The organism is Boseongicola aestuarii (genome assembly GCF_900184815.1).
Taxonomy (GTDB): domain Bacteria; phylum Pseudomonadota; class Alphaproteobacteria; order Rhodobacterales; family Rhodobacteraceae; genus Boseongicola; species Boseongicola aestuarii.
Genome location: NZ_FXXQ01000002.1, coordinates 534,926 through 547,282, shown reverse-complemented (window position 1 = coordinate 547,282; position 12,357 = coordinate 534,926). Strand labels below are relative to the sequence as shown.

Here is a 12,357-nt window from a genome sequence, read left to right as displayed (position 1 = left end):
GGGCGACAACGTGTCGTTCACGGTTGAGCTGATCGCGCCGATTGCGATGGAAAACGGTCTGCGCTTTGCGATCCGCGAAGGCGGCCGCACCGTCGGCGCAGGCGTCGTGTCGAAGATCATCGACTAAGGTTCGTTCGATCGCGACCGAACAAGCCCGCGCCAGTTTGGCGCGGGCTTTTTTAATTCTGCCGTTTCAGGCTTTGATTGCTTTGGAAGCCCGCGCTAGTTTGGGGCATGGATCAACTTGTTCAACATGCTTTCAGGCTTGGCGGTAATGCGGCGGATGCGCGGCTAGGCGACGAAGCGGCGATGGCCGAGGCGCTGAAGTCACCTGAGGCGGCATGGGTCCACCTTCGCGTGACCGAAGACGGTGCTGCACGCTGGCTGGCCAAACATCTGGATTACCTCGATCATTCGATTTCAGATGCGCTTTTGGCACAGGCAACGCGGCCGCGCGTGCGGGGCAGCGATGGTGGTGCTCTTGTCATTCTGCGGGGTGTGAACCCGAACCCCGAGCAGGAACCCAACGATATGGTTTCGGTGCGTCTGTGGCTTGATCCCGCGCGGATCTTGTCGGTGTCGGTGCGCGATCTGGAAGCCGTCAGCGATATGGCGGAGCGGTTCGAGAAAGGCGTCGGGCCGACGCGGGTCGGTGATTTTCTGTGTCAGATGGTGGATTTGATAGGCGTCGAGATCGACGAGGCTTTGGTGCGACTGGACGACGAAACCAGTGCATTGGAGGAAGTCGATCTGGAGGACGACAATCTTTCGGTCCGGGCCCGCATCACCAGTGCGCGCCGCACCGCGGTGGCCTTTCGTCGCCATATCGCCGCGCAGCGTGACGCGCTGACGGCCTTGCGGAATTCGGACCTTGACTGGCTTGAGCAGAAGGACCGGAACCGTCTGGGCGAAGCCGCCGACCGTACGACGCGGATGGTCGAAACGCTGGACGAGATTCGCGAGCGTCTGCATGTAATCAAGGACGATCTGGGAAGCACGCAGGCCGAGCGGCTGAACCGAAACCTGTATGTGCTGTCGATAATTTCGGTGGTGTTCCTGCCGCTTGGTGTCGTTGCCGGCGTGTTCGGCGTGAACCTGGGCGGCATACCCGGCGCGGCCTGGGATGGTGCGTTCTGGGTATTCTGCGCGATCCTGTTCGGCATGATTGCGCTGCAACTAGTGCTACTGAGGCTCTTGCGGCTTATTTGACGCCGTCACGTTTCTAAGCTTGATTCCCCAACTCCAACCGACTAATCACGCCCTTGGTCTTAGGGGTTTAGCTCAGTTGGTAGAGCATCGGTCTCCAAAACCGAGGGTCGTGGGTTCGAGTCCCTCAGCCCCTGCCAAGACCACCAGTAAGGAGCAAGGCAGATGAACCAGCACCGTTTCTGATCCGTCATCCGATTTTTGACTTCAGACCTTCGCGAGGTTCTTCCATGCCCTTTGCCAAACCCGATACCCGTTTTCCCATCACGCTGCCTGACGGCAGCCACCATCAAGGCACAGTATTCCTGAAGGCGGTTCTGCGTCATTCAAGGATCGAGGTCGGCGACTACAGCTATTATTCCGATCACGCGCCTCTGGAGGATCCGTCGGGGTATGCCGCCCGGATCGCGCCCTATTTGTTCGAGTTTTCGCCCGAGAAACTGGTGATCGGCAAGTTCTGCCAGATCGCTTCGGGCGTGCAGTTCATCACGTCCTCGGCCAATCACCGGTATGACGGGATTTCCACCTTTCCCTTTGCAATATTCGATGGAATGGGCGCGGGACGTCCCTCGATGCCCACCAGTTTTGCCGACACCGTCATCGGCAACGATGTCTGGATCGGCACAGGGGCGATGATCCTGCCCGGTGCGCAGATCGGCTCGGGGGTGATTATCGGCGCAGGGTCCGTGGTGCGCGGCAAGGTGCCGGATTACACGATTGTTGCGGGCAATCCGGCGCAAGTTGTTCGTCATCGCTTTGATCCGGCGCAGACGGCGCGGCTGATGAAGCTGGCTTGGTGGGACTGGCCGATTGACCTTATCGTCGCCAATGGGGCTGCGATTTGCGGAGGCGATGTTGATGCACTGGAACGTGTAGTTGCGAAGGGTTGAAAAGCGCGCCACAAGCGCGTATCTGCCCGATTGATCTGACAAAGAGTGTACACATGGCCAATCCGCTTCAATTCGTTCAGCAAACCCGTGCAGAGATCGCCAAGGTCGTCTGGCCCACGCGTCGTGAAGTCGTGCTGACGTCGTCGATGGTCTTTTTGCTGTCGATCGTGACAGCGGCGTTCTTCTTTCTGGTCGACTTTCTGATCCGTCAGGGGTTGCAGGGTATCCTGACGATCTTTGGCTAGGGCCTCAGCTTTCCAATTGCTTCAAATCGAGTTTGCCAGTCGCCAGCAGTGATCTGTAGGCAGATAGGTCATTTGCCATTGCGTCTTTCAGAGGCGTGTGGGGGACTTGGCCAAGCACGCTGCGAAGGCCGGCGTCGCTCAGGTCAGCCGGGTAGGGCAGCGGGGCGTTTTGCTCGTAGGTGATTTGAGCGTCCGGCACGATATCCTTGAGAATCTCGACGAAGTCCGCGATTTCAATAACATCGCCGCGCAGGTTGAAGACATGCGCACCGGTCGCTTCGGCGTTTGCGCAGCCGATGAAAATCCGCGCGACGTCAGAGGCGTGTTGAAGGGCGATCGCGCCACTGAAGCGGATGTGGAACGGAACGCCGGCGGCGGCGGCGAGGATTGCTTTTGCGGGGTCCGCCGTCACGCCCTGGTCACGGGCGACGCCATAGACCGTATAGGGGCGCAGGCCGATGCTGCCGACATTCCAGTCGGCGGCATAGATCCGGCCGGTTTCCTCGTTGGCAACCTTGTAGACGCCGTAAAGCGTTGCCGGGTTAGGAAGGGCGTCGTCGGGCAGGGGCCAAGTGTCGTAGGTCTCGGGCGCGCCGAGCGCGGCGAGGGAACTGGCGTAGACCAGACCTTTGACGTCGTGGGCGCGGGCTGCCTCGAAGATATTGACGGTCCCGGTGACATTGACCGCAGCGCCCAGAGGCGGATTGGCGCGGCAAAACGGGATTTGCAGCCCGGCAAGGTGAATGATGTGCGTCACCTGGTGTTTCGCGACGATGGACGACGCAGCTTTGGTGTCGGTGACGTCGAGATGATCCCACGTGATGGCGGCAATTTCGGCGTCACTCAGCAAAAGCCGGGCGCGCACCGGGTCATCTTGCAGGTCGGTCGCCACAATCTTCGCGCCCTGATCCGTGAGATGGCGCAGCACCCAGGACCCGATGCAACCCATCGCGCCGGTGACGAGATACGTTTCATTTGCCATTTCGGGCCCCCTTGATTGCAAATCCCCCGGCAGTTTGACCGACTGTGGCAGCAGATCAATGCTGAACAGCACTTGAAACGGAACGTGATGCCGTGTAATTGCCCGGCATAAGGCGTGCACCGAGTTGCACGCCGCTTTTATTTCCGGGACTCCCCGGCGGACAGATAAGGACGATAGAACCATGGCGAAACGCTGGTATTCGGTGAGCGTGCTCTCGAACTTCGAAAAGAAGATTGCCGAGCAAATCCGTCATGCCGTGATCGATGCGGGGCTTGAGGATCAGATCGAAGAAGTGCTGGTCCCGACCGAAGAAGTCATCGAAATCCGGCGCGGCAAAAAGGTAACGGCCGAGCGCCGCTTCATGCCCGGTTACGTTCTGGTCCGCATGGAAATGTCCGACGAAGGCTATCACTTGATCAACTCGATCAACCGCGTCACCGGCTTCCTTGGCCCGCAGGGGCGTCCGATGCCGATGCGCGACAGCGAAGTTCAGGCGATCCTTGGTCGCGTCGAAGAGGGCGAGAGCGCACCGAAGCTGCTGATTTCGTTCGAGATCGGCGAGAAGGTCAAGGTCAACGACGGCCCGTTCGAAGACTTCGACGGTACGGTGGAAGATGTGGACGACGAGAACCAGCGTCTGAAGGTCAGCGTGTCAATCTTCGGTCGCGCCACGCCCGTCGAATTGGAATTCACGCAGGTTTCCAAGCAGACATGAGACCGGCCCCCGGCCTTCATTGAAGGCCGGTTGTGCCGTTGGTCGCTTTGCCGCATGACTTTTTGGCTCTACCTCCGGCCGTAGTCTGGAAAGCGGTTTTGCGCTCTATTTCTTTGATGTGATCGCCGTCATTTTGGGCCTGATTTCTGATTGATATCCGCAAGCGAAAGCTGAGCGTCCGGTCTGAAAAGCGACAAGATGACCGCGATGGTTAGGACCGTCAGGTTTTGACCCGGCGGTCTGGCCGTTGTCTCAGATCAGGGAATGCTGCAGCCGGTCCAGCCAATTACGCATCAGTGCCTGAAAGACTTCGGGGCGCTCCCATGCCACTGCGTGTCCGGCGGTGTCCAGCACGGCGAGGCTGGCGCGGTGGTAGGCGTTCAACAGGTCGATCCCGTCGAGATAACCTGACATGGCGTCCTGACGCCCGACGATGATGACGCTGGGGCCGTCGTGCCGTTCGGCTTCGCCGTTCAGCGCGTGCTGAAAATGGAATGCTTGAAAGACGCGGTCTTCCTGTTCGGCGTCAAAAAGCGCCATCGCGGGGATTTTGGCTTTGGCCGCCTGATCGAGAAGGCGTTGGTTCTGGATGACCATGAGGTTCTCGAAGCGGTAGACCTGATTGTCGGCCAGACCTTCGCGCAGGGAGGCGTCGGGCATCAGGACCTGATGCGGCGGCAGGCGTGCCGGGTCCGTGCCGGGATTGCCGCCGGGCACGATGAGGCCGAGGCCGAGCGCAGCGTTGGGTCTCTTATGCGCCATGCCGCGGGCCAGATAACTGCCGCGCGATTCGCCGATCACGCCAAAGCGCTGGCCCGGCAGTATCGCGTCGGTGAAAACAACGAGCGCCTCCAGCACATCGTCCATCGAGCGGATCGCGTTGTCAGCGGGGCTTTGCCCGTGCCCGGGAAGGTCGACATAAATGCGTTGCCAGCCGTCGAGGTTTTCGAAGACCGGCTCAAGGCTCTCGATCATGTGGCGATGATCGAGGCGCACGCCATGCAAGATCACAAGGGGTGTGCCGTTTCCGACGGTGACGTGGTGCAGCATGGCGTTTCCTTCGTTCTGAGGGACACCCTACAGTAAGGCGCAGCGCCGACCAATTCGCGTTCAAGGCTATTGCAAACCACGCGCCCCCGGTCTATCCCCCGCCAGTCCCCGAACAGGGGATTCCCATGTGGGAGGCGAGGGCGCGCGCGTACCGGACCGGACCACATCGACATGAAGCCTGACGGACGCGACCGGCAGGCGTTGCAAAAAGGAGATGGCCAATGGCCAAGAAAGTTATGGGGCAACTGAAGTTGCAGGTGCCCGCCGGACAAGCAAACCCCTCCCCGCCGGTCGGACCGGCATTGGGTCAGCGCGGCATCAACATCATGGAATTCTGCAAAGGCTTCAACGCCAAGACGCAGGACATGGAGCAAGGCGCCCCTTGCCCGACCATCATCACCTACTATCAGGACAAGTCGTTCTCGATGGAAATCAAGACGCCTCCTGCGTCTTATTACCTGAAAAAAGCGGCCAAGCTGAAGTCGGGTGCGAAGACTCCAAGCCGCGAGACCGTCGGTTCGGTGACCACCAAGCAACTGCGCGAGATCGCGGAAGCGAAAATGGTCGATCTGAACGCAAACGACGTTGAAGCTGCGATGAAGATCATCCTGGGCTCTGCCCGGTCGATGGGTATCGAGGTGAAAGGGTAAGACGATGGCAAAACTTGGAAAGCGCGCACGCGCCGCCAAAGAGGCATTCGCCGGTAAAGAGAACCTCACAGTTGAAGAAGCTGTCGCTCTGATCAAAGGCAATGCAAAGACGAAGTTCGACCAGACAGTCGAAATCGCGATGAACCTCGGTGTTGATCCGCGCCACGCAGACCAGATGGTTCGCGGTTCGGTCAACCTGCCAAACGGCACCGGCAAGTCGGTTCGCGTTGCGGTTTTCGCACGTGGTGCGAAGGCGGAAGAAGCCCAAAAGGCAGGTGCGGACATCGTCGGCGCCGAAGACCTGATGGAGATCGTTCAGGGCGGCAAGATCGAGTTCGATCGTTGCATCGCCACACCTGACATGATGCCGATTGTCGGTCGTCTTGGTAAGGTGCTTGGTCCGCGCAACCTGATGCCGAACCCGAAGGTCGGCACGGTGACCATGGACGTCGCAGAAGCTGTCGAGGCTGCAAAAGGCGGTCAGGTTACGTTCAAGGCCGAGAAAGCCGGTGTTGTTCACGCCGGTGTTGGCAAGACGTCGTTCGACGAAGCGAAGCTGGTCGAGAACATCCGCGCATTCGTCGACGCGGTGTCGAAGGCCCGGCCAACAGGCGCCAAAGGCACCTATATGAAGAAAGTCTTCTTGACTTCGACCATGGGTCCGGGCGTTTCGGTTGACGTGGTTTCGGCCACAGGCAACAGCTAAGCCCTCTGCGAAACGTGTGAAATCAGGCGTATCCTTCGGGATGCGCCTTTTTTGTTGCGAAATCACGCCGATTTCCCTTGGGGAAACAGGCGCTTTTCGCCGTCGCCACATTTGCGCCGTTGTTTAGTCCAATTGTCTCGCTTAACAGAACGCTAATAACAGGAGCAGAAGACTCCGGGGCAGACTTGAGGCGACGATGTATTACAACCTGTTTGGACCAAAGTGGGGCAGTTCCACTTATGGCACTGAAAGTGGCGAGATCACATGGACCGCCGAGTTCGGCTCGAATTTCCAGTTTGACGGTGGCGATACCCAAGCGGATTTCGACGCGGCCTTGCAGGACGCCTTTGATACTTGGGAAACTGTCGCCGATATCAATTTCACCTATGTTTCGCCGGATGACACGACGACCCCGATCGATATCGACGTCAGTGTCGGCGCGATTGATGGGGCGTGGAACACCGTTGGTCAGGCGTTCTGGAGCAGCACCAGTTCTTCGATAACATCCGGCAGCGTGCTTTTTGACGAGGCCGAGGACTGGGCTCCGAACGGCAATCCGGGCGAAGTGGATTTCTACGCGGTCGCTTTGCATGAGATCGGGCATGTGCTGGGTTTGCGGCACTTTGATTCAAACGACGGTGAACCCCTTCAGATCATGAACTCGAGGATCTCGGTGGACGAGCTGCAATCCGGTGACATCGCCGGTGCGCAGGCTCTCTATGGTGCAGGCGACGGGATTGCTCCACCACCTCCACCTCCACCTCAACCGCCTCCGCCGGAAGATCCCGAGGTGCCACCACCACCTCCGCCGGAAGAGCCCGAGGCGCCACCGCCACCACCACCTTCTCCTCCCGAAGAAGACTCCGATCCGCCTTCGACTCCTGAAACCGTGTCAGAAGACGACGGTGGCAGCAGCGGCGGTGCGCTTGGAATTCTGGTCGCCCTGCTTGGCGTCGTGGCCGCGATGCTCTTTGGCGGCGGTGCGGCTCTTGTCGGTGTTGCCGCTGGCCGCGTGGCCGAGGATGACGATGCAGATGAGACACCCGCCGAAACCGAAGCCGACGTTCTGGCGACGGATCTGCTGCCGGTCGTGCAGGATTTCTCGCATTCGGTTTATGTCGATGACTTCGGCAATTTCATCGAAGGCCCGGACCACGATCACGAACATGGCTGCGATTGTGGCAATTGCTGTGGCGCGGACGAGGATATGTTCCTGGTCTAGGCGGCCGGACTAGTCGAAAATTCCGGCCACCCGGCCCAAGAGCATGAAAGCCCGCGCCGTGCGGGTTTCCGTCAGCGCCGACAGTTCCTCGTCGCTCAGGCGGTCGGCAATGCTGGCCAGCGTTTTGTCGAAGGTGCGCAGGAAATGATGCGCGGCGTCGCGAAAGATCGAATCCTGACGCATCCGTGCGGCACTCAGCGCCAGCGATGAGCGATCCCGCACGCCGCCAAGTCCCGAAACCGTGCGACCCCGTTCCCCGGCGGCGAATCGGCGCCAGACCTCGGTGCGCGCGCGATCCGGCGTCAGATCATCCATATAGATGCCGTCTTGGCTGAGCAGGGTCAGCACGTCCTGACTGGCCTGAATCAGCACGGCGGCGCGGCGATCGGCCAGTGCGCGGCGCAAGGCGTTGAAGCCCGCACGGTCGTCGGCGGTTTCGGGGAAATTCATCGCGGTGATGAAATCCGCGGTCGACACCGGCGTGCCGTAAATTTCGGCCGGGGTTCCCAGCGCCAGATCGGGCTGCTGGTCCATACCGGGTGTCACGGGCGGGGCCATCGGCGCGACCGCCGGGCGTTCGGGCGACGGGGCGGGAACGGAAATGGGCCGCGAAGTGGCGAACTGGGCCAGCGCGCTTTCCGCGCGTTGCTGACCTTTAACGATCTCGTCGATCTTGCGCTCGACATTGGGGCCCATCGTGGTTGCGGCCATCTGCGCCTGCGTGATGTAAATCTGGCGCATCGCGTCCATTGAGGCCTGAAGCCGATCGCTTTCCTCGCGCATGATGCGCGCTGATTTCACCGCAATCGCACCGATCCAGATCAATGCCACGGGCAGCAGCACTGCCAGCACGACGATCAGAAAGCGCAGACTGCCCAGCCCTTCGGACCCGCCCAGCCCGACGATGCCCAGAAACGCCAGACACAGCACGATCCAGATGCCCGACACGACCAGCGCGATCTTGTCCGCCGGGTCAAGCGAAGTGTCGGCCGCAACGCGGCTATAGATGCCAAGGTCGACGGGGGCTTTGCGATCAGAGCTTTCAGACATGGGGCGTTTTGGCCCTTTCGGTCAGCTAAATTTGATAGACAGAATCTCGTAGGCTTTTTCGCCGCCGGGCGTGCGCACTTCGACGCTGTCGCCTTCTTCCTTGCCAATCAATGCGCGCGCAAGGGGCGATTTGATGTTCAATTTGCCGCTTTCGATATCCGCCTCTGGTTCGCCGACAATCTGATAGGATTTCTCTTCGTCAGTGTCTTCGTCCACGATCTTGACGATCGCGCCGAACTTGACTGTGCCGGACAGTTTGGATGTGTCGATCACGTCAGCAAGAGACAGGATACCTTCCAGTTCCTTCACGCGCCCTTCGATGAAGCTCTGCTTCTCGCGGGCGGCGTGATACTCGGCGTTTTCGCTGAGGTCCCCGTGTTCGCGCGCTTCGGCGATCGCACGGATCACCGCCGGGCGTTCGACCGATTTCAGCTTCTTCAATTCATCGTTCAGCGCGGTATGGCCCGCGCGTGTCAGCGGTATCTTTTCCAAAGGATTTCCTTTCGCCACGTGAGGCGGCAACCGGGATCTTAAAGTCTTTCAGAGCGGGCAGAGTCAAGGGCGATTGGCGCAGATGTGCGAGGCATTGCCAGTGCGGCAATGCAGCCGCGCGCCATTGCAAATGCCGGGCAATGAACCGTAGACTTGTGTGTGCGCCCCTTCCCCTCGGGTCGTTTGAAACCCGGCGGCAGAACCATGAAAACGGCCACGACTCCTCCTCATCGGCTGACGCTGATCGCCCTGACGGGGCTGTCGGTGCTGACGCTGAACATGATCCTTCCCGCGCTGAGCAATATCGCGCGGGATCTTGAGGCCGATTATGCCTTGGTCAGTGTCGCGGTGGCCGGGTATCTGGCGGTTTCGGCGGGCGTGGTCTTGATTGCGGGGCCGCTTTCGGACCGGATCGGCAGACGCCCGGTGGTTCTGGGCGCGACGGCGTTGTTCATCGCGGCGTCCGTCGCCTGTTCGCTGGCCGAAAACGTCTGGGCGTTCTTGGTGTTCCGGATGTTGCAGGCGGTGATGGTCGCCTGCGGCACGGTGGCCATGGCCGTTGTGCGCGACACGTCCAGCCCGCGCGAATCCGCTCGCATACTGGCCTATATCGCGATGGCGATGGCACTTGCCCCGATGATCGGGCCGGTGATCGGCGGCATCATCGACACGGCGTTCGGCTGGCGCGCGGTATTCTGGTTTTACGCCGTTGCGGGCCTTGGCATCTTTGCGCTGGCCTGGGTCGATCTTGGGGAAACGCTGGATCAAAGCAAGGCGCCCACCTCAAGCAGTTTACAAAAGATCACTGCTTTGCTGGGCGCGCGCCGCTTCTGGGCCTTCGCCATTTGCAGCGCCTTTTCGGTTGGAGCCTTCTTCACTTTCCTGACCGGTGTGCCGTTGGTGGCCGAAACCGCCTTTGGCGTGACCAGCGCGGAAACCGGCTTTTTCATCGGCAGCATCACGGTCGGATTCATGTTCGGATCGTTCCTGTCGGGACGCATCGGGCCGCGCTATCACCTGACGACGATGATGCTGGCCGGGCGGATCACGGCGTTTGGCGGCCTGCTGGTGGGTTTCACGGCGCTGACGCTTGGCTGGGTGTCGCCTTATGTTTTCTTCGGCAGCACGGTGTTTGTCGGGATAGGCAATGGATTGACACTGCCCAACAGCAATGCGGGCGTGATGTCGGTGCGCGAGGGCGTTTCGGGCACGGCAGCTGGACTTCAGTCGGCCTTGATGTCGGCCGTCGGGGCCGTTCTGACGATGCTGGCCGGGATCATGATTGCGCGCTGGGCCGAACCGCAGGCCTTGATCGGGCTGATGCTGGTCATCGCGAGCGTGGCACTAGCGGCGGCGTTTTGGGCGCGACGCCTTGAAACCGCGCACGACGCTGCGGAAAACCCGGCCTGATACCCTGCGTCGCAATTGACCCCACCGTCCGATACGGGAATAAATCGCGCCAAGCACTGAAAACGCCATAGGGAACAGCAGCATGACCGAAACGATCCGCGAAAGCATGGAATACGACGTTGTCATCGTGGGCGCGGGGCCTGCGGGCTTGTCGGCAGCGATCCGTCTGAAGCAACTTGACGCCGATCTGAACGTGGTCGTGCTGGAAAAGGGCTCGGAAGTGGGCGCACATATCCTTTCGGGCGCGGTGCTTGACCCGGTTGGACTGGATGCGCTGATCCCGGACTGGAAGGCCAAAGGCGCGCCGCTGAACGTGCCGGTGAAGGACGACAACTTCTATATGCTGGGCGAAGCGGGCCAGATCCGCATCCCGAATTTCCCGATGCCACCGCTAATGAACAACCACGGCAATTACATCGTGTCGATGGGTAATGTTTGCCGCTGGATGGCCGAGCAGGCTGAGGAGATGGGCGTCGAGATCTTCCCAGGCATGGCCTGTTCCGAGTTGATCTACGGCGAAAACGGCGAAGTCAGAGGCGTGGTTGCCGGTGAGTTCGGCCTGAACTCCGACGGGACACCCTCCGAGGGTTATGAGCCGGGGATGGAGCTTTTGGGCAAGTACGTTTTCCTTGGGGAAGGCGTGCGGGGGTCGCTGTCCAAGCAGGTGATCGCGAAATACGGTCTTGATGCCAATTCAGAGCCGCAGAAATATGGTCTGGGCATGAAGGAAATCTGGGAGATCGACCCGGAAAAGCACAAGGAAGGCTCGGTCACGCATACGATGGGCTGGCCTCTGGGCAAGAACGCGGGTGGCGGGTCTTTTATCTATCACCTTGAGAACAATCAGGTTTATGTCGGTTTCGTCGTCCACCTGAACTACAAGAATCCGCATCTGTACCCCTACATGGAATTTCAGCGCTTCAAGCATCATCCGATGGTCGCCAAGCTGCTGGAAGGCGGTAAACGCGTGGCTTACGGCGCGCGGGCGATCACCGAAGGTGGCTATCAGTCGATGCCCGAGGCGGCGTTTCCGGGTGGCGCTTTGCTTGGGTGCTCCGTGGGCCTCGTTAACGTGCCGCGCATCAAGGGTAACCATAACGCAATGCTGTCGGGCAAGGCGGCGGCCGAACACGCCTGGGCGGCGATTCAGGACGGTCGCAGTGGCGACACGCTGGAGGACTACAGCGCCGAACTGAAGACCGGAGCGGTTGGTCAAGACCTGAAAAAAGTGCGCAATGTCAAACCTTTGTGGTCCAAGCACGGGCTTATGGCGTCGCTGACGCTGGGTGGTTTCGATATGTGGACGAACACGCTTGGATTTTCGCTTTTGGGCACTGTTGGCCACGGCAAGAATGATGCCCAAAGCACCGGACTCGCGGCGGATTTCAAACCGATCGACTATCCGAAACCCGATGGCAAGCTCAGCTTTGATCGCTTGACGAACGTCAGCTTCTCGATGACGAACCACGAGGAAAGCCAGCCGGCACACCTGAAACTGAAGGACGCCAGTGTCCCGATTTCGGTGAACCTGCCGAAATACGCCGAACCGGCACAACGCTATTGTCCGGCGGGTGTTTACGAAGTGGTCGACGAGCAATTCGTCATCAACTTCCAGAACTGCGTTCACTGCAAGACCTGTGATATCAAGGACCCCAGCGAGAACATCGTCTGGACCACGCCACAGGGCGGGGACGGGCCGAATTATCCCAATATGTAACACCTTCGTCATGAAGGGCGGT

General features: G+C 60.0%; 14 protein-coding genes and 1 tRNA gene. 11 read left to right on the top strand and 4 right to left on the bottom strand.

All coding sequences use genetic code 11. The features are described from left to right. The 5 genes from BOA8489_RS05765 to secE form a co-directional block, all read left to right on the top strand. The coding region (locus tag BOA8489_RS05765; RefSeq protein WP_503092228.1) for an EF-Tu C-terminal domain-related protein at positions 1 to 127 on the top strand (127 nt) is incomplete at its 5' end. A gap of 107 nt (positions 128 to 234) precedes the next feature. Then, positions 235 to 1,209 (top strand): zinc transporter ZntB, encoded by a 975-nt coding sequence (locus tag BOA8489_RS05760; protein WP_093973006.1) that lies wholly within the window; start codon positions 235 to 237, stop codon positions 1,207 to 1,209. 61 nt (positions 1,210 to 1,270) lie between these two features. Then, a tRNA-Trp gene (locus BOA8489_RS05755) sits at positions 1,271 to 1,346 on the top strand. Positions 1,347 to 1,436: 90 nt separating this feature from the next. Then, positions 1,437 to 2,096: a CatB-related O-acetyltransferase gene (locus BOA8489_RS05750; protein WP_093973005.1), complete on the top strand. Its 660-nt coding sequence runs from the start codon at positions 1,437 to 1,439 to the stop codon at positions 2,094 to 2,096. A 53-nt stretch (positions 2,097 to 2,149) separates the two neighbouring features. Continuing rightward, positions 2,150 to 2,341, top strand: coding sequence for a preprotein translocase subunit SecE (gene secE / locus BOA8489_RS05745; RefSeq protein ID WP_093973004.1), 192 nt, complete (start codon positions 2,150 to 2,152; stop codon positions 2,339 to 2,341). Positions 2,342 to 2,345: 4 nt separating this feature from the next. Here the strand turns inward: secE and BOA8489_RS05740 are convergent, their stop codons facing one another. Next, positions 2,346 to 3,323: an NAD-dependent epimerase/dehydratase family protein gene (locus BOA8489_RS05740; RefSeq protein ID WP_176440215.1), complete on the bottom strand. Its 978-nt coding sequence runs from the start codon at positions 3,321 to 3,323 to the stop codon at positions 2,346 to 2,348. Between the two features lie 181 nt (positions 3,324 to 3,504). Here BOA8489_RS05740 and nusG point away from each other — a divergent pair, with 181 nt between their 5' ends. Beyond that, a complete protein-coding gene (nusG, locus tag BOA8489_RS05735) occupies positions 3,505 to 4,038 on the top strand; it encodes a transcription termination/antitermination protein NusG (protein WP_093973002.1) in 534 nt (177 codons plus the stop codon). Between the two features lie 252 nt (positions 4,039 to 4,290). Here nusG and BOA8489_RS05730 read toward each other — a convergent pair whose 3' ends face one another. Beyond that, positions 4,291 to 5,088, bottom strand: coding sequence for an alpha/beta fold hydrolase (locus tag BOA8489_RS05730; protein WP_093973001.1), 798 nt, complete (start codon positions 5,086 to 5,088; stop codon positions 4,291 to 4,293). A gap of 221 nt (positions 5,089 to 5,309) precedes the next feature. Here BOA8489_RS05730 and rplK point away from each other — a divergent pair, with 221 nt between their 5' ends. The 3 genes from rplK to BOA8489_RS05715 all read left to right on the top strand — a co-directional run bounded on the left by rplK (position 5,310) and on the right by BOA8489_RS05715 (position 7,666). Beyond that, complete coding sequence (gene rplK, locus BOA8489_RS05725; protein WP_093973000.1) at positions 5,310 to 5,738, top strand: 50S ribosomal protein L11; 429 nt, start codon at positions 5,310 to 5,312, stop codon at positions 5,736 to 5,738. 4 nt (positions 5,739 to 5,742) lie between these two features. Further along, positions 5,743 to 6,444, top strand: a complete 702-nt coding sequence (gene rplA / locus BOA8489_RS05720) for a 50S ribosomal protein L1 (RefSeq protein WP_093972999.1) — start codon at positions 5,743 to 5,745, stop codon at positions 6,442 to 6,444. A gap of 196 nt (positions 6,445 to 6,640) precedes the next feature. After that, entirely contained in the window at positions 6,641 to 7,666 is a 1,026-nt protein-coding gene (locus BOA8489_RS05715; protein ID WP_093972998.1) for a matrixin family metalloprotease, read from the top strand. Positions 7,667 to 7,675: 9 nt separating this feature from the next. On the opposite strand, the gene BOA8489_RS05710 is transcribed toward BOA8489_RS05715, so the two are convergent. Together BOA8489_RS05710 and greA are read right to left on the bottom strand one after the other, a co-directional pair. Next, positions 7,676 to 8,716 (bottom strand): hypothetical protein, encoded by a 1,041-nt coding sequence (locus BOA8489_RS05710; RefSeq protein WP_093972997.1) that lies wholly within the window; start codon positions 8,714 to 8,716, stop codon positions 7,676 to 7,678. Between the two features lie 21 nt (positions 8,717 to 8,737). Continuing rightward, positions 8,738 to 9,208, bottom strand: a complete 471-nt coding sequence (greA, locus tag BOA8489_RS05705) for a transcription elongation factor GreA (RefSeq protein WP_093973069.1) — start codon at positions 9,206 to 9,208, stop codon at positions 8,738 to 8,740. Between the two features lie 204 nt (positions 9,209 to 9,412). On the opposite strand from greA, the gene BOA8489_RS05700 reads away from it, so the two are divergent. Beyond that, the gene (locus tag BOA8489_RS05700) at positions 9,413 to 10,618 is read left to right on the top strand and encodes a multidrug effflux MFS transporter (RefSeq protein WP_093972996.1); all 1,206 of its coding nucleotides are present in this window, start codon (positions 9,413 to 9,415) and stop codon (positions 10,616 to 10,618) included. 82 nt (positions 10,619 to 10,700) lie between these two features. After that, positions 10,701 to 12,335, top strand: coding sequence for an electron transfer flavoprotein-ubiquinone oxidoreductase (locus tag BOA8489_RS05695; RefSeq protein ID WP_093972995.1), 1,635 nt, complete (start codon positions 10,701 to 10,703; stop codon positions 12,333 to 12,335). Positions 12,336 to 12,357: the final 22 nt, after the last annotated feature.

Excerpts from the sequence above, each read along its gene's own strand:
- BOA8489_RS05760 (WP_093973006.1), top strand. The coding sequence starts at position 235 with ATGGATCAACTTGTTCAACATGCTTTCAGGCTTGGCGGTAATGCGGCG.
- BOA8489_RS05750 (WP_093973005.1), top strand. The coding sequence starts at position 1,437 with ATGCCCTTTGCCAAACCCGATACCCGTTTTCCCATCACGCTGCCTGAC.
- secE (WP_093973004.1), top strand. The coding sequence starts at position 2,150 with ATGGCCAATCCGCTTCAATTCGTTCAGCAAACCCGTGCAGAGATCGCC.
- BOA8489_RS05740 (WP_176440215.1), bottom strand. The coding sequence starts at position 3,323 with ATGGCAAATGAAACGTATCTCGTCACCGGCGCGATGGGTTGCATCGGG.
- nusG (WP_093973002.1), top strand. The coding sequence starts at position 3,505 with ATGGCGAAACGCTGGTATTCGGTGAGCGTGCTCTCGAACTTCGAAAAG.
- BOA8489_RS05730 (WP_093973001.1), bottom strand. The coding sequence starts at position 5,088 with ATGCTGCACCACGTCACCGTCGGAAACGGCACACCCCTTGTGATCTTG.
- rplK (WP_093973000.1), top strand. The coding sequence starts at position 5,310 with ATGGCCAAGAAAGTTATGGGGCAACTGAAGTTGCAGGTGCCCGCCGGA.
- rplA (WP_093972999.1), top strand. The coding sequence starts at position 5,743 with ATGGCAAAACTTGGAAAGCGCGCACGCGCCGCCAAAGAGGCATTCGCC.
- BOA8489_RS05715 (WP_093972998.1), top strand. The coding sequence starts at position 6,641 with ATGTATTACAACCTGTTTGGACCAAAGTGGGGCAGTTCCACTTATGGC.
- BOA8489_RS05710 (WP_093972997.1), bottom strand. The coding sequence starts at position 8,716 with ATGTCTGAAAGCTCTGATCGCAAAGCCCCCGTCGACCTTGGCATCTAT.
- BOA8489_RS05700 (WP_093972996.1), top strand. The coding sequence starts at position 9,413 with ATGAAAACGGCCACGACTCCTCCTCATCGGCTGACGCTGATCGCCCTG.
- BOA8489_RS05695 (WP_093972995.1), top strand. The coding sequence starts at position 10,701 with ATGACCGAAACGATCCGCGAAAGCATGGAATACGACGTTGTCATCGTG.